Source organism: Streptomyces sp. CAU 1734, from assembly GCF_039888735.1.
Classification (GTDB): Bacteria; Actinomycetota; Actinomycetes; order Streptomycetales; family Streptomycetaceae; genus Streptomyces.
This window is the reverse complement of sequence record NZ_JBDQQP010000019.1, coordinates 116,852-136,330: the sequence shown is the minus strand read 5'-3', so window position 1 is coordinate 136,330 and position 19,479 is coordinate 116,852. Positions and strand designations below refer to the sequence as shown.

At 67.9% G+C, this 19,479-nt stretch carries 15 protein-coding genes; 3 read left to right on the top strand and 12 right to left on the bottom strand.

All coding sequences use genetic code 11. The annotated features are described in order from the left end of the window. Window positions 1-101 precede the first annotated feature (101 nt). The gene (locus tag AAFN69_RS30085; RefSeq protein WP_347732037.1) at window positions 102-1,256 is read left to right on the top strand and encodes a ParA family protein; all 1,155 of its coding nucleotides are present in this window, start codon (window positions 102-104) and stop codon (window positions 1,254-1,256) included. Then, entirely contained in the window at window positions 1,253-2,626 is a 1,374-nt protein-coding gene (locus AAFN69_RS30080; protein WP_347732036.1) for a plasmid partitioning protein, read from the top strand. Before AAFN69_RS30085 ends, AAFN69_RS30080 begins: the two co-directional genes overlap by 4 nt. A gap of 279 nt (window positions 2,627-2,905) precedes the next feature. Here AAFN69_RS30080 and AAFN69_RS30075 read toward each other — a convergent pair whose 3' ends face one another. The 3 genes from AAFN69_RS30075 to AAFN69_RS30065 form a co-directional block, all read right to left on the bottom strand. Next, a complete protein-coding gene (locus AAFN69_RS30075; RefSeq protein ID WP_347732035.1) occupies window positions 2,906-3,457 on the bottom strand; it encodes an AAA family ATPase in 552 nt (183 codons plus the stop codon). A gap of 433 nt (window positions 3,458-3,890) precedes the next feature. Next, window positions 3,891-4,565, bottom strand: a complete 675-nt coding sequence (locus tag AAFN69_RS30070; protein ID WP_347732034.1) for a histone-like nucleoid-structuring protein Lsr2 — start codon at window positions 4,563-4,565, stop codon at window positions 3,891-3,893. Further along, window positions 4,562-9,289, bottom strand: a complete 4,728-nt coding sequence (locus AAFN69_RS30065; RefSeq protein WP_347732033.1) for an RHS repeat-associated core domain-containing protein — start codon at window positions 9,287-9,289, stop codon at window positions 4,562-4,564. Before AAFN69_RS30065 ends, AAFN69_RS30070 begins: the two co-directional genes overlap by 4 nt. 797 nt (window positions 9,290-10,086) lie before the next feature. Here AAFN69_RS30065 and AAFN69_RS30060 point away from each other — a divergent pair. Continuing rightward, window positions 10,087-11,808: a hypothetical protein gene (locus tag AAFN69_RS30060; protein ID WP_347732032.1), complete on the top strand. Its 1,722-nt coding sequence runs from the start codon at window positions 10,087-10,089 to the stop codon at window positions 11,806-11,808. Window positions 11,809-11,870: 62 nt separating this feature from the next. On the opposite strand, the gene AAFN69_RS30055 is transcribed toward AAFN69_RS30060, so the two are convergent. From AAFN69_RS30055 to AAFN69_RS30015, 9 genes are all read right to left on the bottom strand, one after another. Next, window positions 11,871-12,788, bottom strand: coding sequence for an SMI1/KNR4 family protein (locus AAFN69_RS30055; protein WP_347732031.1), 918 nt, complete (start codon window positions 12,786-12,788; stop codon window positions 11,871-11,873). A gap of 263 nt (window positions 12,789-13,051) precedes the next feature. Then, complete coding sequence (locus AAFN69_RS30050; protein WP_347732030.1) at window positions 13,052-13,675, bottom strand: hypothetical protein; 624 nt, start codon at window positions 13,673-13,675, stop codon at window positions 13,052-13,054. A 146-nt stretch (window positions 13,676-13,821) separates the two neighbouring features. Continuing rightward, window positions 13,822-14,244: a hypothetical protein gene (locus tag AAFN69_RS30045; RefSeq protein WP_347732029.1), complete on the bottom strand. Its 423-nt coding sequence runs from the start codon at window positions 14,242-14,244 to the stop codon at window positions 13,822-13,824. 442 nt (window positions 14,245-14,686) lie between these two features. Continuing rightward, window positions 14,687-15,010 (bottom strand): hypothetical protein, encoded by a 324-nt coding sequence (locus AAFN69_RS30040; protein ID WP_347732028.1) that lies wholly within the window; start codon window positions 15,008-15,010, stop codon window positions 14,687-14,689. 29 nt (window positions 15,011-15,039) lie between these two features. After that, complete coding sequence (locus AAFN69_RS30035; protein ID WP_347732027.1) at window positions 15,040-15,546, bottom strand: hypothetical protein; 507 nt, start codon at window positions 15,544-15,546, stop codon at window positions 15,040-15,042. A gap of 150 nt (window positions 15,547-15,696) precedes the next feature. After that, complete coding sequence (locus AAFN69_RS30030; protein WP_347732026.1) at window positions 15,697-16,644, bottom strand: aminoglycoside phosphotransferase; 948 nt, start codon at window positions 16,642-16,644, stop codon at window positions 15,697-15,699. Then, a complete protein-coding gene (locus AAFN69_RS30025) occupies window positions 16,644-17,795 on the bottom strand; it encodes a hypothetical protein (protein WP_347732025.1) in 1,152 nt (383 codons plus the stop codon). The genes AAFN69_RS30030 and AAFN69_RS30025 overlap by 1 nt, the downstream gene beginning before the upstream one ends. 14 nt (window positions 17,796-17,809) lie before the next feature. After that, a complete protein-coding gene (locus tag AAFN69_RS30020) occupies window positions 17,810-18,469 on the bottom strand; it encodes a histidine phosphatase family protein (RefSeq protein ID WP_347732024.1) in 660 nt (219 codons plus the stop codon). 129 nt (window positions 18,470-18,598) lie between these two features. Then, on the bottom strand, window positions 18,599-19,477 hold the full coding sequence (locus tag AAFN69_RS30015; protein WP_347732023.1) for an AAA family ATPase: 879 nt from the start codon (window positions 19,475-19,477) through the stop codon (window positions 18,599-18,601). Window positions 19,478-19,479: the final 2 nt, after the last annotated feature.

The window sequence follows — 19,479 nt, the reverse complement described above, 5'->3', positions numbered from 1 at the left end:
GAGGCACTCTGGGGCCTGCAGGTGTGGCTGTTGCCGAGTTCGCCCGGTTGGCCTCGGCGATGCTGTGCTGTTCAGCAGCCATGAGTGAGTAAGGTAGCGCCATGACCGCTCCATATCATCCAAGTGATCGGGAAAAGGTAGTCGCCAAACTGCCCACCGATCTACGCAAAGACCTCAAAGTCCGTGCTGCGGAACTCGGCGTCGACATTCAGGACGCCGTCACCGAGGGTGTGACCGCCTGGCGCAGGGCCAAGAGCCGGCCGCAGGTCGACACCACCGGCGGGTCCTCCTTCGCGACCTACCTTCCTGCCGGGCTGTACGGGAAGCTGAAGGACACCTGCAAGGACCGGAAGCTCTCCTACAACCAGGGCCTGGCCCAGTCGATCCACCTCTGGCTCGACTCCCACCCCTCCCCTCGCCCGCAGCCGCCCCGGGAGTCCGGTGCGCGCCGGGTGATCATGGGCAACCAGAAGGGCGGCGTGGGCAAGACGGCAACGTCGGCCGGCGTCGCTCAGGCACTTGCGGAGATGGGCAAGCGAACCCTGCTCATCGACTTTGATCCCCAGGGGCATCTGACGAGGCAGCTCGGGTACCAGATGCTCGACATCGACTCTCCGAGCCTGGCCAAGCACATGCTGGGCGAGGCCCGCGGAGACATCCGCGATCTGCTGGTGCCGATAAAGGGCGGGGACTTCGAAGGCCGCCTCCATCTGCTGCCTGCGTGCAAGGACGCCTTCTTGCTCGATGCGAAGCTTGCCACGAGCCGCAGCGTTCGCATCAAGGAGACGGCGCTGGAGAGGGCGCTTGAACCTCTGGCGCACGAGTTCGACTACATCGTCGTCGACTGCCCGCCGAGCCTTGGCTATGCCATGGACACCGCGCTGTACTACTCCCGTACCCGGGATGGCGAGGAGGCGGGTCAGTCCGGCATCGTCGTTGTTGTCCTGGCGGAGGACTCGTCTGCCGATGCCTACGACATGCTCCTTGAGCAGATCGAGGACCTCGCCGAGGACATGAGCATCACGATTTCCCAGCTCGGTTTCGTGGTGAACATGTACGACAGCCGCAAGGGGTACGTGGCCACATCGTCGCTCGATGAATGGCACCAGATCGGCGATCCCGCTGTTCTCGCTGTCATCCCCGAACTCAAGGAGCAGCGCGAGGCTGTGCGGGTCAAGCAGCCGCTCCTCGCCTACGAACCCGACTGCGAACAGGCGATCGCGCTGCGCACGATCGCCAGGAGGATCAGCGAGTGAGCGTCGCCGACAAACTCGGAACCGGATCGAGCTTCAGTCACGCCCGCGGTCGCAGTGCCCGGGGGCGGGCGAAGGCTGTGGCGCAGGGAGATGTCCCTCTGTATGAGCTGGTGCGTCTCCATCTGGAGGAGGTCTCCCCCACTCCCCTGAACCCGCGGCGGAACTTCGGCACGGATGAACAGCTCGCCCGTTTCGGCGAAGAGCTCCGCGGTGCCCAGCTCGCAGCGTGTGTTGCAGTCACGCGCGATGCCTATCTTGCTCTGTGGCCTGACCATGCGGAGCAGATTGGCGAGGCGCGCCATGTGCTCGTCAATGGCGAGCGGCGCTATCGCAGTGCTGTGCACGTGGGCTTGGACGCGCTGGACTTCGTCGTGCGGGACGATCTCGCGTCCACCCGCGAAGACTTCATCAACCACCTGCTGAAGGAGAACCTGGACCGCGAGGACTTCGATGTCATCGAGCGGGCGCGGGGTATCCAGCAGTTGGTGGAGGTGTGCGCTGAGGATGGCGAGCGGGGCGCCCGCACACGAGCCGCTCAACGGTTGGGGAAGGACCGCTCGTGGGTGACCAACCAGCTCGCGCTGCTGGTCCTGCCGGACGAGGTCCAGAACATGCTCAGCTCCGGTGCGATGGCGGAGCGGGACGGTCGTCTGCTGGCGCGACACAGCAAAGAGAATCCAGGGATGGGGAGCGCCGACCTCATTGAGCATCTGAAGGCGGTCCGTGCCACGGAGGCTGAGTCCAAGGCAGAAGCCAGGGCGATACTGGAGGCTGCGCGCGGGGCGAGTGCCAAGCCGTCGAGTTTGTTGTCCGCGGACAACGAACCGCTGGGACGTCAGTCTGCTGGCGACGCGCGGCCGGCGGGGGCGGTTTCGTTGTCCGCGGACAACGAAACCCCGCCGGTTCGTCCGTCGCACTCGCCGGCTGGCGACCCCTCCCCCGCCCCTGCCCCGAACGGTTTGTTGTCCGCGGACAACGTTCCTTCCGTCAGTGGGAGGCTCGCTGCGGGTCCGGTGGGGGAGAGGTCGCCCGACGAGACCGACTCTCCGGTGTTGTTGTCCGCGGACAACAACACCGGGCGCGCGGGTACCGGTGGCGAGGCGTCTCCCGGCAGCTCGGCCGGCCTGGCAGAGCCAGCGGCCCTGCGGAAGGACGCTTCGGACGGAGTCCCTGTTCCTCGAGGGGGCCATCCTGGCGATGGAGGCCCGCTGCCTGTCGTCAGAGGGATCAGGTTCCCGTACGACAACGCCGTCCAGGCTGCCGAGTTCCTCAACGACCGTATGGATGATGCACAGTTCCTGATCTTGGTGGACACACTCAACGAGATGGCCGAGCAGCGCCGCGGCCTGGTCCGGTCTGCGGGGGAGTAGCGCTCGCCTGGAAGGTTTGGGCAGCCGTCCTGTCCGTGTGTCATCCGTATATGCAGAAGGCCCGACCCCGCGTCGATATTCTCGAGCGGAGTCGGGCCTTCGGCTGTCTGGCGCCCAGGTCGCGGGCGTATCTACACGTCGAGGTTGGGGATGCCGACGGCGACTGGCCTCTCGCAGGGAAGGTTGAGCGTTGTCACCGAAGGCTGGCGACCGCCATGTCCATCTGGCACCTGGCAGGACCGTCAGGGTGGCGGCTGGACGCGGACGCGGCCACCGCGATCACCCCCCGGAGGTTCCACTGGCTCGGACCCGGGCGAGCACTTGGCCGGCCAGCTCCCGCGGGGACAACTCGCCGTCCAGGAGCACGGTGTCTCTGGGCAGGGTGTCGGCGGCGGCCAGGCACTGCGTGATCTTTTCCTTGCACCAGTGCCGGACCTTCTCGTCCTGATCAGGGCTGTCCGGGGTGAAGCTGCGGCCGTCGATCCGCTTCTCCAGAACCTCTCGGGAGACCTTGAGGAAGAAGTGATGGACGTCGATGCCTGCATCTTTCAACGCGCCGAAGATCTCACCGGCGTAACCGGGATTCACCACCGTCATCGGGATCAGGACCGGGCGGCGATACTCCTCGATCAGTCCCACCGCCAGGTCAGCGACCTGGCGCCGCCACAGCCGAAGGTCCTGAAAGTCGCCAGTCGGCACCTCCACGATCTCGCGCAGCACGTAGCCGACCATCTCCGGGTCATAGACCAGCGCCTCGGGCCAGCGCAGAAGCAACTCGTCCACCAACGTGCTCTTTCCGCTGCCGAACGCCCCGTTCACCCAGACGATCAACGCGATCCTCCCCACCCCATTGCCGCGCCCGCGACCCGGGCCCGGCATGTCGGATCAGCATGCCCCCCACCGCTCACCCTTCGATGACAACGCTCAATCATCGCTGCGAGAGGTCAGCGGCCACCGATACTGCAGAGACTCCTCAGGAGTGCGGCAGCGCTGTCCCGATCGAGGCAGGGGAGCTGTCGTCGTCGGAGCGGGCTTCAGAGCACCTTCGTGAATGGTCGCGGAGCCCGGGCAGCCGAACGTCTGGTGCGCTGGATCACGCTCTCTGTGGTCCGAACCGGGTGGAGCGCCGGCGGGATGGAGGTCGCGTAGTCGTGCCCGGCCTCGGGGGCCACTCGGTGAGGATGACCCCGCAGCGGTGCCCGGCGATCCCGCCATGGCTGCCCGGAGTCTGCTTCACGCTCTTGGGCGGCTGCGGCTGGGCCGCTCAGGGAGTCTGGGCGTTTTGCCATGCTTCGCGTACGTGTGGGGGGATGCGGCCGCGGAGGGGTACGTCGTAGCCGTTGGCGCGGGCCCAGGTGCGGATGGCGGCCGTGTCGGTGGGGGGCTGGTCGGTGATGGGTTCGGGTTTCCAGAGGGTGGGGTGCGAGGGGGTGAAGGCCGGGGGAGTGTCGAGGAGGCCGGTGGGGAACTGGGGTACGTGCTCCTGCCCGGTGAGGACGGACAGGAGGAAGTGGGTGATGGTTCCGTGGTGGGTGTGCCAGCGGGGGCCGCGGGCTTCGTTGACGGCGATGTGCCAGTGGTCGGGGTGGGTGGCGGGGTCGGTGATCCAGAAGAGGTATTCGCCGTTGCTGGTCGTCCCGCAGGCGAGGAGCTGGTCGGGGTGGTAGGGGACGGGGTGGGTGCCCTGCTGGTGGTCTTTGCGGAGTTGTTCGCGGATCCGGGTGGGCACGGGGCCGGTGAGGTTGACGTACTCGGTCGCGCCGTGGGGGTGGAAGAGGTGGATGTAGTCGGCGAAGGTTCCGGGGCCGTACTGGTCGGCGAGTTGTTTGTAGTCGTGGGGGAGTGGGGTGCCGAGGCGGGCCTCGATGGCATCCCAGTTGATGTTCATGGGGGGGTTGGGGGGCGGGCAGAGTCGGGTGAGGGACTGGAGGTCGGTCACTGGATTCCTAGACGGCGTCGGTTCTGCTGGGCGATGTGGTCGGGGTTGGCGAAGTCCGTGTCGAGGTGGAAGTCGCGGGCTCCGTCGGCGGCCATGTAGATACGGGAGGGTACGGAGTCGGGGTCGTTGTCGGTGTATTCGAGGAAGACGCTGTACTGGACGGTCTGGCCGGGGTTGCCGGGATTTCCTGCAACGGCGTTGTAGATGGACTGTTCCAGGTCGCGCATGTGGGGGCTGTTGGTGGGGTTTTGGGTGATGGTGAAGAGGTTGTCGAGGTGGTCGCCTGTGCCGCCGAGCATTCTGGCGAGCATGTGTCCGCGGGCCTGGTTGTACAGGTTTCCGTCGAGGAATCCTGGTGGTTTGAGGCGGTTGTTCGCGTCGGTGCCTTCGTCGAGCATGTCGCGGGTGATGGTGGCGTGCATTTCGAAGGGGCGGCCGTGTTTGTCCTGGGTGAAGACGACACGTCCGCCCCAGGTGCGGTCGGGGGAGCAGCCGGCCAGCCCGAGGGGATCCGCCGTGGTGAACGGGTTGGGTACGTAGGTGTAGTGGTTGGGGGCGGGTGTCAGGCCGAGGGGGTCGGGGCTGATGTAGCGGCCGTTGTCGGGGTCGTAGTAGCGGTGGAGGTTGTAGTGGAGACCGGTTTCGGGGTCGAAGATCTGGCCGGGGTAGCGGAGTGGTGTGTAGGCGGTGGCGTCGTTGTTCCACTGGGTTGCGCCCCAGGCGGCGGTGCGTGCGCGCCATGACACGGTTCCGTCGGGGGCGAGCATGGAGTGCGGGCTGCCGGTCAGGTCGGTGACGATGGCGAAGAAGCGGCGGTCGGTCTCCCGCTGTTCCGGGCTGGGTTGTCCGTTTCGGTACTTCGCTTCGCGCTGGGCCAGTGGGTGGAGGCCGAGGTAGTCCCAGACGAGGACGGTGTTGCCGGTTCGCTGTTCGGCGAGTTGGGTTCCGTCCCAGCGGTAGTCGGTGGTCTCGGTGATGGTGCCGTCGGCGTGGTGGTGGGTTTTGGCGATTCTGCGGCCGAGGCCGTCGTAGCGGTAGCGCCAGGTGGTGCCTTGTGGTGTGTGTACGAGGATCAGGTGGTCGGCTGCGTCCCATGCGAAGGTCCAGGTCAGCTTTTTGCCGCTGAGTGTGTGGGTGCTCCGTTGGGTCAGGCGGCCTTGCGCGTCGTAGGTGTAGGTGGTTCTTCCGGACCGGGTCAGGAGAGTGCCGTCGTAGTGGCGGCTTCCTGCGGTGTCCTGGCCGGGGGCGGAGGGGGCGGAGTGTTCGGCCCGGGTCTGGTCGCCCGCTGTGTTGTAGGTGTATTGCTCGTTCCAGCCTGGGGCGTGTACGGCGGTGATGTGGCTGGATGTGTCCAGGGTGAAGGTGCGGCGGCCGGTGGTGCTGTCGCTGATGGAGGTGGGTGTGCCGTCGGGCTGGTAGGTGAAGAGGCGTTCGAGGATTTCGGTGTCGCCGTGGTGCACGTGGTGGTGGGTCAGCCGGCCGACGGGGTCCCAGGTCTGTCGCATGGTCACGGCATGGTTGAGGGTCCGTGAGGTTTCCCGGCCGAGCGCGTCGCGGTCGAAGCGGAAGGTGTGTTCTCCCGTGCGGTAGGAGGCCAGGCCTTCGGCGTTGTAGTGGAGGCTGCTCTCGGCGCCGGAGGGGGTTTGTCGCCAGGTGCGGCGGCCTTGGGCGTCGTAGCGGTAGTGGGAGGTGTGTCCGTTGACGGTCTCGGCCAGGAGGCGGCCTGCTGGGTCGGTTTCGCGTGTGATGTGTGCGTCCGGGCTGGTGATCTCGCGGATGGCGCCTGTGGGGGAGTAGGCGACGGAGGAGACGGTGCTGGTGCCGTGGGTTACGCGGATGACGCGTCCGAGGACGTCCCGTTCGTAGTCGAGGACCTGTCCTGCGCCGTTGCGGCGTCGTGTCAGACGTCCGGCGGCGTCGTGCTGGTAGGTCAGAGTGCGGCCGCCGAAGTCGGTCTCCTCGGTGAGCCGGCCGGCGTGATCGTAGGTGTAGGTCCATTGGGCGCCTGTTGCGTTGGTGACCCGGGTCAGGCGCAGTTCGCTGTCGTGGGTGAAGGTGTAGCCGGTTCCGTCGCTGCTGTGGGTGGCGGCGGGCCGGTCGAAGTGGCTGTAGGTGTGGGTGTGGGTGCGTCCCATGCGGTCGGTGTGCTGGAGCAGGTTTCCCTCGCCGTCCCAGGTCCACTCTTCGCGGGTTCCGTCCGGCAGTTCGCGCCATGACAGCTTGCCCTCGGGGGTCCATTCCTGGCGGAGGGTGGAGCCCGTCGCGTCGGTGACGGTGGTGACGCGGCCGAAGGGATCCCGGGTGCAGGTGGCGCTGCCTCCGTTGGCCGCGGTGATCACCTGGGGGAGGCCGGCGGCGTTGTTCCGTATTCGCAGGGGGCTGCCGGCTGGTGGACGGATCTCGGTGACGGCACCGGCGCTGTCGTGGAGGTAGGCGGTGCGCTCTCCGGTCGGGCCGGTCACGGCGGTTTGATTGCCTGCCGTGTCGTAGGTGTACCGGTACCGTGCGCCGCCTCGTTCGGTGATCTCGAGCGGCAGGTGGAGGTTGTTGTAGACGGCGGTGGTCCGTTCGCCGTCCGGCATGGTCATCGCGGTGATGTTGCCGGATTCGTCGCGCTCCAGGCGGGTGGTGCGGCCGAGGGGGTCGGTTGCCGAGATGCGCCGGTCGAGGGCGTCGAAGGCGTAGCGCGTGGTGTGGCCGGCGGGGTCGGTCTCGGCGACGGTCTGATGCCGGCTGTTGATGTGGAGCGTGGTGGTGGCGCCCTGGGAGTTGGTGTGTCGGGTGATGCTGCCGCCGGTGTCCGGATGGGATGCGTAGGCGAAGGTGGACGAGAGGCAGCCGTTGGGGCCGGCCGTGGCGGCGACCCGGCCGGCGGTGTCGTATGTGTAGTGGAAGGCGGAGTTGTTGCGGTCGGTCCAGGAGGTGATCCGGCCGTCCGGATCGTAGGTGAAGCGCAGCGGCCGGCCGGAGGAGTTGGTGACCGTTTCCAGGTTGCCTTCGGTGTCGTAGCCGTAGCGCATGACGGTGACGGGTCCGTCGGGCGTGTGCAGCGCGATCCTGCGGACGCGGGCTTCGCGCATGGTGACGTTGACGCGGTAACCGCCGTCGTGGGTGATGCGGGTGGGGGAGCCGTCACCGAGGCGGTCCAGGGTGATCCCGTTGCCGTGGCGGTCTTCGATTCCGGTGAGCCAGTGGGCGGGGGAGGCGTTGTACGGGGAGCCGGTGAACGTGCGGATCAGGCCGGTGTGGGGGTCGGTGATGCGGTAGGTGGTGACCGCGTTGTGTTCGCCGCCGTGTGTCAGGGGGAGTCGGGCTCCCTCCAGGGGGAGGACGCCGTCACTGTCGGCTGGGGACGGCAAGCGCGGGTAGACGAGAAGGGAGCCGTCCTCGCGTGCCCAGATCGCGTTCCGGCCCCGGGTGTCGAGTTCGATGCGTTCGTCGAGGGTGGAGGCCCAGCTGCGGCCGAACCAGTGCCCGTAGCGGTACTCGGACACATGGACCCGGCGCAGGATGAGGGGGAGTATGCCGGGCAGGGCGAGGTCGGTGTGGGGCATGACCATCTCACCGGTGGCGACGTCGACGGGATCGCCTTGGCAGGTTCTGTTCCCGAGCGGGGTCGCGTGGCGCTGCGGATCCGTCGTGGCCTTGTCGAGAGAGGCCGGTTCGGCCCGCCGGGCGGAGCCCCGGCTGTCGCGGGCGGGTCCGGTGTTGCCGCGGTGCCCGTTCAGGCCGGAGTCGTCTTTGCGGCCGCTGCCGGTGATGCTGTTGATGCCGTCACGGACGTCTCCGTCGGTGTTCTTGTGGGTCCTGGAGCTGCCCTTGATGGCGTCCGGGAGTCTCCTGCCCAGGTGGTCGCCGAGATCTCCGTGGCCCTTGACCAGTTTCTCGACGACGCCCTCAATGGTGGTGTCCAGGGCCGCGGTGAGGGAGTCCCGGCCTTTCGCGCGACCGTGGTGGCCTTTCGCCTTCCCGATCTTCCCGGCCGCGCGGGTCTGCATCGACACCTGCACGGCTGCGAGCTTCGTGCCGGTGCCGGCGTGGGCGTCGTGATCGATCACCGGACCGCTGCCGGGCCCGGGGCCGGCTGAGTTGAGCTGGAGTCCTTGCCCGCCTCCTGGCCCGGCCGGATCCGCAGGAGGTCCGTCCTGGCCGGCCGCCACGTTCATCGCCGTCTGGATCGCCAGATCGGTGACGATGCTCTCCAGGGCGGCGACCGCCGGCGCTGTGAGCGTCGCGGTGATCTCGGCGACCGCCGACTCCGCCATCTCCTGCAGGATCCGTTTGAACGCGATCCGGGTCGCCGCGATCTTCCCCGCCGCCAGCAGCGAGGTCAGTCCCATGGTGAACGGCGCCGCCGCGAGCGCGATCCCCACCGTCGCGCACAGATCGGCGAGTTCGGCGACTGCCGCGATCTTCCGCGCCACGATGATGTCGGCCACCCGGTCCAGCGCGCCCGCGATGATCCGCGCCGCTTTCGCGAGGTCCGTGTTCTTGCCCTGGACCTTCTTCCAGTGCCGGTCCAGCGCGGTCAGGGATTCACTCTGCCCCGACGACAGCAGGCGCTGAATGTCCTGATGAGCCGTGTACGCGTCATCGTCGGCGTCTTCCGCGAACTCTCGGAGTGCGTCGGCCATGTCCCGGTACGCGTCCTCGTCGACATTCGGCCATCCCACTCCGACGACGTCCAGCATGGTGTCGACGCCATCAGGAATCGTGTACCCCACCGACCAGCCCCCGCTACTCCGCGCACTGCCGAACAAAGATCCGTACACAGTGGCATGTGTGGTGGATCGGCCCCAGTGGGTTCCCGGCCACGTCGCAGGCGGGGGTGTCACGGTCGCGGGGTGCGCAAGAGGTGGCGTGACGTCCCCGGCCCGGCCGGACCAGGGCTCTCATGTGCGGTGGCGCGTGAGGCTCGCCGGCCTTTGGCGGGTCCGTAGGGTCTGACACGCGTCATGTGTCTTCGGGGGAGGCCTTGCTGTGTGGAGAGCGGGGCTTGTCGGCGCCACGTGGGGAAACCAGGCGTCGGGACTGGCGCTATCACGTGGGGGTTTCACCAAGTATTTATGGCATGCCCATGACTACTTTTTCTCAATTATGGAAGCCGGGCGTACGCAGGGCGTTCCCCCTCAACTCTCCACACGAGACACCCCGCTCGAACACGGCAGGGCCGGTTAAACCGTGACGCCGGTCATATGACCAGTGCCACATGTCTGCTGGGCTCTCCTCGGATCATCCGAAGCGCTCAAGGAGGATCAACGTGCTCCGCAGACACCGCATCCGAGCCTTACGAAGTCTCGCCGCAGGAGCAGCCGTCGGATTACTCATGGGGTCCGGTACGGCCTCAGCCACCGACTTCACCCCCAACACATCCCAGACAGCACCACCTTCCGCCCGACCGGCCGCCGGCCCCGAGAACTCCGCCGCCGCCGGAGCCCGACCCGTTTCGGGCAGGAGCCCGTCAGCCGGACCGCAGTTCACCAAGAGCGGCACCACCTGGCAGGTCATCGCGCCTGAGACGGTGCTCAAGAACACCGTCACCGATGCCGACGGCGACCGGAGCACACTGACCTTCGAAGTCTGGACGACGGACGCCGCCGGCAAGCCGAAGACTCAGGTCAAACTGACCAACGCCAATCCGTACGGAGTCCTGGTGTCCCCGTATGTGGCCTCCGGCGCAACCGCCCAGGTCCAGGTCGACTACGGAATCCTGAAGCCCGGAGTCACGTACACCTTCCGCACCAACGCGTTCGACGGCAGCCTCTACGAAACGGTCTGGTCCCCCTGGGCAAACTTCAAGATCGCCCCCTACGTGACCTTCCCCGCACCGCAGACGTCGTCCACCATCGACCCCGTCGCGCAAAAGGCCATTGAAGTCACCCGCACCGACCCCGGCCCCGCGCTCCCCGCCGCCCGCAAGGCCGCCCCCAAGCGAACGTGCTCCACCGTCGACCCGCAGGGTCGCAAGCTGTGCATCGAAATCAATCCACCGTCCCAGCAGCCCGAGAAGACTCCGGCCCCCCGCTCCGCGGCCGCGGTCGAACTGGTCGACTGGTGCGTGACCAAGGCACACGGCAAGGACTACATGAACCGCGCCGATGCCTGCCTGAAGAACATCGGCAGCGCCACACTGATCTTCCTCGACACCGATCCCCAGAAACCCGCGCTCGGGACCGCCACCTTCAACATCGAGCAGCACATCAGGACCTATCCGTCGAAAGGCGCCAGCGGAAGCAACTTCGGCGAGTTCGACCAGCAGATCACCCTGACCCCCCGCAACATCGACGCCGCCCTGCAAGGCGTCACCCTCCGGTGGAATCTCGCAGTCGTCTGCGGCTCCTGCACCACGTCACAGGTCAAGTGGGTGGACAGCCTCAACAAGCCGTCCGACGCTCATTGGGCCTATGCCAACGACGGCCGCCCGTACGAGTCGAGCTGGGGCACCGCGCAGACCATCTGGTCCGGCACGGGGAAGGAGCCGATCGATCTCGGATGGTCCATCACCGCCACCGTGGACGCCAGCTCCACCGCCAGCGCGACCGCCGACTTCGGCAGCAGCGGTGACGTCCGTGTACGCGAACTCGCCCCGCGCTGCGACAACATCCTCAACGGCGTGGCACCCGGCTGCGCCCTGCCATTCTTCAAACCGACCTACACCGTCGACACCAACCGCTACCCCGCCGCCAGCGCCTACTACTGGCTCATGCAGGAGAAGATGCCGGACCACGCCGGATCCACTCGCTGGGACTCCCTCCTGCGCTACCTGGGCCCGGACACAACAGTGAAGAACCCGACAACCGGCGCCCCATGGACGTCGAAGGACAGCCGGGGCAAGGTATGCCCGTCCAGCTGGATCGCTCACCCCAGCGATGCCTCTCTGGGGGCCCTGGGCTGTGACGAGTACGCGATGGCCTCCACCCACGAGAGCGGAGGATTCCCCGGAGGGCCCAACCAGGTCGGATCCGGCAACGAATGCACCCAGCTGTATGCCGACAAGCTCGGCGACGGCAGCACCAACTTCGGTCTGCTCGCGGACACCCGCGCCGCGAAGAACGGCCCGACGTGGCGGGAACCCTGCGGACGAGCCGCAGTCCCGAGAGTCCAGAACGAGGAAGCCTTCAAGAAGATGCAGCCTTCGCTCTGGCGGCTGCTGGATGGTGACGGCTTCTTCGTCAGCAATCCCGGCTACGAGCACTGCGCGAAAGGCGCACCCACCACCTGCGACTGGCGCAAGATCGGCTAGCAGCACCTGAACACAGAGACGCAGTGGGGGACCCGGAACACGCCGGGTCCCCCGCTGTCGACTCACCCGGTGAACGGCACCCAGGCCGCCTCAATGTCCGGATCAGCCGGAGGCCCCCACGCCAGGCCGCCATGGGCCAGACCCGGCCTGGCGCCCGTAACAAGGGAGGGCGCCTCAAGAGCGTCCGCCATCTCCTCCAAGTAGGTGGTCAGCGAGTCGAACGCCGGCCGGCGCTCCCCGTACCTGTCCCAGGTGCAGAGCTGCCCGGTCTCGGCATCCAGATACAGGCCATAGGTCTGATCGTCCGCGCCGAACGAACAGACCGGAATCCAAGCAGCCTTCCAAAGAGGGAGATCACTGCCACCGTCCCGCTGCTGCGACCACATCTGCCGCTCGTGGAACGAGATCACCGAGTCAAGGCTCATCAGGGCCCAGTTCTCCAGCAGAAACACCGCCCCCGCACCACCATCGACACCCGCGCGCAGCCGCCACAGTGCCTTCAACCCTGCGGGAATCCGGACACCGAGCACACCCTCCAGCCCAGAGATCTCCTCCCCGGACGCACCGGCCCTGAGCGACGCGTACGAAACCGGCGCATGCTCCCGCAGCCACGCCTCGATCCGGAGCCACGCCCCGGTCACCTGGCGCACCTCCAGCTCTGCCCTGCCAGGATCCGGCACCAGAACCGCACCACGCTGTTCGGGCTCGCCAGCCGCTTGCCGGACCGCTTCCACCCTGCGGATCCGAACCTGCCCCTCCTCCAGGAGAGGAGGACCATAGGCGTAGTACACGTTCAGGTCCGGACAGTCCTCGAACACCTCACCGTCGATCCGCGCGACGTATCCGGACGGGTCACTCGTGGGGCTGCCCAGCAGCGGATCGTCCTCAAGCTGCCTGGCCAAAACCCTCAGCGCATAGGCGACGCCTTCACCCAGCTCCTCACCGCGCTCCTGGACGTCCGCCGGTAACTCAACAGCCACAGCCCGCTCCTCGTCTCTCGCCGGAACACCAGCCTCTCAGACCAGCGGAAGCAGCTGACGGCACATGGTGGTGGGCCAACCCTCGGGCCAGGTGCCGACAATGACCGGAGCCTCTCTCGAGATGGCTACCGTGTAGCAAGCCCATTCCTTTGTGGTTGCAAGTCCTGGCTGTCCGCAATCAAGTCAAAGGCTGACCGGCGCTTCCTCCGGAGTGTGGGCACGGCCCGGACACGACGGGCTGGCCGGGCCGTGCGTGGAACGAGTCAGCAGGATTCGTCGAACTTCACTGCGGTGAGCGCTACGGGCTGGCCCTCGAGTTCGGTACCGGCGTCGGGCTCCTGGGTACAGACCTGCCAGTTCGATTCCATGAGGACCATGCGGTCCTGCCCTGATGCGTCGGTGACGGACAGGCTGGTGGAGGAGTCCAGGTCGTTCCTGACGGCCTTGACGGACTTGCCGGTGAAGTCGGCCATGGTGGACGCGCTGTCCGCCGCTTGGGTGTCGGCTTTCCCCGCGTCCTCGGCGGGGCAGTCCTCATCGAGTTTCACCGTGCCGAAGTTGATGCTGGTGTCCGTGGGGTGGGTGCCTGCAGCAGGCTCCTGGGTACAGACTTTCCAGTTCCGGTCGAAGGTCTGCATCCGGTCGCGGCCGAGGGCATCGTGCGAGGTGAGGGTGAAGAATCCGGCGGCCTGTGCTTCGTCCTGGGCGGACTGGAGGCCCTTGCCGGTGAAGTTCGGAAGCGGGGCCGATTCCGCCGTCTGCACTTCGTCGCTTGCCTTCTTGTTTGAGGAACTGGACGGGCTGGTAGCGGTCGTGGTGTGCTCGCAGCCGGTCAGAGCGAGTGTGAACAGTGCCGCGATGACGGCGGCGGTGGTGCGGGTGCGCATGGTTCTCCCAAGAACATGGTGATGTGCGGGCCATGCTGTGCCGTGCATGGCTCATGTGTACGCGATGTAGCGATGCTGTGACGCAAATGCTGACGCTTCAGTCGGGGAGCCCGCGCAGGCGGCCAGCCCGAGCCAGCTGTGGGCCGTCAGTACTCACCGGCGTCGCGGAGTTCAGCAGTCACCTGGTCGCGCGTCGTGGGGCAGTGGGTGTCCACAGCGAGGAGGAGAAGCTTGTGCGCATCGGGCTTCTTGGTGCCCCAGCCGGCTCCGAAGGGGTACTTGCCAGCTGCTCCGAACACGTAGTCGACGCTATGTCCGTTCTCCAGGAGTCCGCACCATTCCTTGGGGAAGTGCATGATGTCCGACTCGATCGGAGCTGTGTCCGTCCACCCGTCGTACCCTGCGGCCATGGCTTGGGTGAGGAACTCAAGTTCAGGAGTGAGGCTGGGGGAGGCGGGAATCTTCTTCCTCGGCTCCGACTCGGCCTGGTCTTTCGTATCGCTGCCGCACGCGGTGAGCGTCGTTAACAGGAGCACCGCGGTGATGGCGGTGATGGTGCGGGTGCGCATGGTCCCCCCAAGGACAACGTGTGAGGGGTCATCGTCCCGAAAGCGGGGGCGTGCTGTGGCGGATGTGTCCGGACTGTGACACGCCGGCGGAATTGTCTCTGCGGAGCCGGGGGTCTTGGGTGTCAGTTGCTGGGTCGGTGCTGGCAAGCGCGAGGCCACCGCCGTTGGATGGGGAACGCGAGAAGGCCCGGTTCACCCACGCGGGGTGAACCGGGCCCGGGTAATGACGTTGATCCCCTCTCACGTGCACTCTGTTACTGAGGGGCCACTGCGACCGCCCCGGTACATGGCGGATAAGCAGGGTCCCGGGTGCGCTCAGCTCGCGGCCTCGGTACTGTCCGCCCAGGCCCGATGCGTGGGCTGGTCGCCGTCCGGGCTGGCCGCTACGCCGGTGGAGGGTGCGTCGGCTCTTGGTTCGGGCGCTGGGCTCGGTACGTGGGGTTCAGCGGGTCAGGTTGGCGAGGAAGGACTCGGCTGCCGACCACGGGGTGAGCTCGATGCCGAAGCCGCTGTGTACATCGGGTCCTTGGATGTGGACGAGCCGGCCGGACAGGTAGACGACGTCGCCGGTGCGGAACGCCCCGGTGTACGCACCGAGGTAGCTGCGCAGGTGAGTGATCCGGCGGGCGAACACGGACGGCTCGTCGACCGTGGATTCGGTGACCGTGTCCACCTCGATCCCGTAGAGCGCCGGCGTGACCAGTCCCTCGGAGTGATCCGTGATCCGGGCGAGAACGGATATGGCCCCTACCTCTTTGGCGACCACCCCGGCGAACGTCTTGTCGCCGTCGGCCCTCAGCGGCTCACAGTTGATGTGCGCCCCGCACCGGCTGTCAGGCCCTGCAGTTTGCGGGCTTCCTGGCGCATGAGCGCGTCGAAGTTTCCCCCCACCATGTACTTGGCGCGCCGCACGTACAGGCGGGTGAGGGTGTGGCCCTCGTACGGGCGGATGAGGGCACGGTCGGCGAACAGTGTTTGTGCCGCTTCGTAGCCGCGGGGCCCGTAGCAGACCAGGTCGATGTCGGAGCGGGCGTTGCAGGCGCCGACCAGGAAGGAGCCGGTGACGCCGATGACGTCGTCGGCGCCCGCTGTCACCACCCGGTCGATAATCGTGAGCAGGTCCTTGCTGACGGGGGAGCCGTCGAGGAGTTCGGGGGAGCGGTGCAGGGTGGCCAGGGTCTGGCGGCAGGAGTAGTGGGTGGCGATGTCCTCGCGGGGGACGCCGGTGATGACGCAGCCCACGCTGGGGGAGTAGACGTAGCATTCCGGCCGGTCGGCCAGGATCCCGAATGCTTTGGACACGACACTGTTCTGCCGGTAGGTCCGGCCGAGGAGGACCCGGTCGCCGCGGGGTCCGGGTAGTACTTGACATACCCCAGGAAGTGGGTACCCGGGTGCACATCGCCGATGACCTTGAAGATCACTCCGGCGTGGTCCAGGAGGTGGTCGCGGTCACGGATGGTCGCCAGCGCGGTTCCGAGCGGCGAAGTCGTCGAGGGTGGGGAAGAGGGCGGTATCGACCGTCCCGGTGCGCTCATACTGCTCAAGTCCTTCCGTGAGGAGGTGACGGCGGTACTGCCACTTCAGGTGCTTGTCCCTGTGGGAGAGGTCGGTGGGCCGCATCAGGGCGAGGAAGAACAGGGTTTTGACGAGCAGATATGCGCCCAGGTGCTGGCTGACCGGCTGTCCGGTGGTGCTCAGGCTCGCGTCGTCCACCGCGGCAAGGTACCTGCGGCGCTGGCCGGGGCCGGCGGTGTAGCCCTTGTTGCCGCCCTTGAAGGGGATGATCTCCAGGGCCGGGAGGACGTCGTATCCCAGTGGCACCTGGCCGTGGTGCTGCCAGTCGATGACCCCGGCCGGCAGGAGGTTGGGCAGGCCGTAGTCGAGGTGGCCCGCCGTCAGGGGAACCGTGCCCAGCTGCTCGAGCGCGTGATCGAGCGCGGCATGCGTCCGCGGGGTGTCCAGATCGGGGTTCTCCTCGAAGACGTTCCGGGTGAACCCGGCGCTGTTCAGCCACTGCCGCAGCGCGTGGGGCGTGGGCTTGAGGAGGTGGGCGGCCTGGGCATGCAGCAGCCGGGCGGCGACCTGCGCGGCGGTGTCGGTCACGTCGTCGGGCAGGTCGCGCCGGCTGCCCAGAGCCGCAACGGCACGGTCGTGCAGGGTCTGCTCGCCCAGCGACTCCTCCACGACGTAGTGGAGGCCGTCGTCGGTGACGCCCTGCTCCAGAATGTGCGGGACCGGGTAGCCCAGGCCGGCGATCCGGCGCTGGAATGCGGCCTCCGCCCGGAGGCCGGATCCGCCGGTGCGCCGGTAGCGTGTTCCGTCGGCGGAGACGTACACCGCTCCTTCGGCCGCGGTCCGCTTCTTCACGAACTGCCATTCGTTGTGGTTCTCGCTCATCAGCTCGCTCCTTCCGGCTCCTTGGCGAAGCCCTGGGTGCTCGGGTGCTCGGGGATGACCCGGGACAGAGTCCGGAGGTCCATGACCCAGCGCATATCACCGGCCGCGACGCTGCGCCGCAGTTCGGCGGGGACGTCACTCCCGGGTGTGTCCGGCCGGGCCAGGTGGACGCGGCGCCAGAATTTCAGCAGGGCCGGGAGCTGTGCCGGTGTGATGCCTGCCCGCAGGTGCAGTGAGCACAGGGGCAGGAACCAGGTGAGGAAGAGCTCTTTCAGCGCCGGGCTGACACGGTGTACTTCGCACAGCCGCTGTAGCGCCGCGGTGTCGTCGTACGGGATGTGTCCGTGCAGTGCGTACCGCAGCCGCGTTCCGTTGTGCCGGCGGAATGGGGCGCCGTAGGCGGCGACGTTCGCCGCGGCGTTCTCGGTGACCGTCATCACCGGCCTTTCGGCGCTGGACCGGGCAGCCGCGGCCAGCACGGCGATGTGCAGGCCGGCCCTCGGGTCCAGGACCAGGCCGTCCAGCCCGAGCGGCGCGAGGCTGATGCCGTGGTCGCGGGTGCGCGACAGGATCAGCTGTTCGGGAACGTTGTGGGCGATGGTCAGCAGGTGGTGCGGTGGCCGGGACCGGTGGGCGTGGAAGTCGTCGCGCTCGAGCACGGGTGTGCCCGGGGGCCGGTCCCAGACCAGGAGCCGCCGGGTGTGGGGCCGGGAGCCGTGGTGCCCGCAGGCGCGGCAGGTGTGGGCGACGGAGCCGGTCATGTGACCGCAGCGGGTGCAGAGTCGGACTGCGGTGGGTACGACTGCCAGGACGCCTTCCCGCAGGAGGCGTTCGGTCATCTCCAGCGCGAGCGCCGTCACGGCCGGCGCGGTGTCGGTGAGAACGCCACCGGCCGGGGCCGGGGCCGGCGCGTACTTGGCGGTGATCGCGCGTTCCTCCCGCTCCTGCCGGCCGACGGTGTCCCGGTCGTGGGCGTCACGGTGGCGCAGGTCTCCGGCCAGCGTGACGGTGTTCCACAGATGCGGAACCGGCCCGGCCCCGAGGAGGGTGTTGAGGGCTTCGGCGGCACGGATCCCGACCGCCTTGCCCGGCCGATCCGCGAGGGTGAAGCAGCCGTTCTGCACAGGCCCGTTGAGGTACAGGAGGTTCATGGCCGCAGCCCTTCTCAGCAGTCCGGTTGGATGAGGCTGCGGGCGTGGAACAGGCCGCCGGCCCGCTCGTAGACGAGGACCGCGGCGTTGGGTGTCTTGCACGCACGGGCCTCGTCGACCAGTTCGGTCACCGGCCGCCGCTCCAGGACCGCCCGCAGCGCGAGGATCGCGGTGTGGTGTGTGACCGCGACGACATCCGGCGTCGGCGTGGCGGGCAGGCCGTCGACGAACGCGGTGGCCCTGCGCACGACGCCGCAGGCGAGGGACTCCGCGCCGGCGCCGGGGGGCGTCCACAGGTGCTTGCGGGTCTGCCGGTCCTCCGCTCCTTCGGGGTAGGTGGCGTACAGCTCGTCTTTGGTCATGTAGGTGGCTGCGCCGTAATGCTGTTCGTTGAGGAGGGCGGTCGTCTCGTAAGGCAGGCCGGGCAGGGCGAGGGTGGTGGTGTCGAGGGCGCGGCGGTACTGCGAGGTGCGGATCGCCGGGTCGGGTCCGGTGAGATTCCGCAGCGTCTGCCGGAGCCACAGGCACTGGAGAAAACCGCGGGGCGTCAGGCCCACGATGTCCCGGGACAGGGCATGCGCGGCCGGACCGGTCCACGGGCGAGGATTGTCGTAGAAACCGGTGTATTTAGTGGCATTCTCGATGGATTCGGCGTGGCGAACGAGGAAAAGCATTCTCATCGTCTCCAGGAGGTGTCGTGGCAGCGGATGCCGTGCCCGCGCTGGAGGCGGGCACGGCGTTCCATGTGTGCGGGCGTGATGGAGACTCCTCAATGCCGGCGCTTCGGGGCGGGAGCCGGGGATTCACCGCGGCGGGCCGGCTGCGAGGAGGTCGTCGCACTGGTCGCAGACGGGCTCGTCGGGGGCGCCGCCGAGGTGAACGGCGAGGAGATCGGCCGGACCGGTGACCCGGGTCCACAGGGCGCCGTCGCAGCCGTCCGGGCAGGGCTCGGGGAGGCGGGCCTCCCAGCCGTGGTCGAACGGATCGCCGCCGTCTTGGCGGCGGAGGAGGAGTTCGCGTCCGGCGACGGCGAGGAGCAGGTGCCCGGGGGCGGGGTGGGGAGCGGCAGCGGCGGCCAGGTCGTCGCCGAAGGCGGTGCGGAACTCGGTGCGCAGGCCGTCGGAGCCTGCGTCGGCGTCCGCGCGTTCCAGGAGCATGCGCAGCAGGTCCAGCGTCGTGACGTCGTGGACTTGGGCGAAGCCCTCCCGCAGCAGCTCCGCAGTGTGGGGGATGTTCGCGTGCTGGAGGGCGATCACGCCGGCGGGCACCTGCCGTGTCGGCCACCTCGCGTGCTGGCGGGCCTGGCAGACAGTGAGCGGGGTGCGCACGACGAGCGCGACGGCCGGGACCTTGTGGGCGCGGGCCCGGTCCACCAGAGCGATCCGGTGGGACTCGTGGGTGCTGGTGGCGTCCACGACGGTCGGCAGCCGGTTGCTCAGGCGGCCCGCGAGGATGGCGTGGAAGACGGTCAGGGCCGGGGCCGTCGCGGCCTGGTCCCCGGCGTCGTCGGACACCCGGGCGCGGCAGTCGTCGAGGGACAGCCTCCACTCGGGCGGGAAGGCGGCGGCAACGGACGTCTTACCGGCGCCGGCAGCACCAATGAGGACGTAAAGCGCCGGTTCGGGCAGCCGGAGGCGGGCGAGTCCGGCCTGGGTCGCGGTGAGAGAAGAAGAGGTAAGCACAG

Coding starts and splice junctions, on each gene's coding strand:
- AAFN69_RS30085 (WP_347732037.1), top strand. CDS start 102: ATGACCGCTCCATATCATCCAAGTGATCGGGAAAAGGTAGTCGCCAAA.
- AAFN69_RS30050 (WP_347732030.1), bottom strand. CDS start 13,675: ATGCGCACCCGCACCACCGCCGCCGTCATCGCGGCACTGTTCACACTC.
- AAFN69_RS30045 (WP_347732029.1), bottom strand. CDS start 14,244: ATGCGCACCCGCACCATCACCGCCATCACCGCGGTGCTCCTGTTAACG.
- AAFN69_RS30030 (WP_347732026.1), bottom strand. CDS start 16,644: ATGAGCGAGAACCACAACGAATGGCAGTTCGTGAAGAAGCGGACCGCG.
- AAFN69_RS30025 (WP_347732025.1), bottom strand. CDS start 17,795: ATGAACCTCCTGTACCTCAACGGGCCTGTGCAGAACGGCTGCTTCACC.
- AAFN69_RS30020 (WP_347732024.1), bottom strand. CDS start 18,469: ATGCTTTTCCTCGTTCGCCACGCCGAATCCATCGAGAATGCCACTAAA.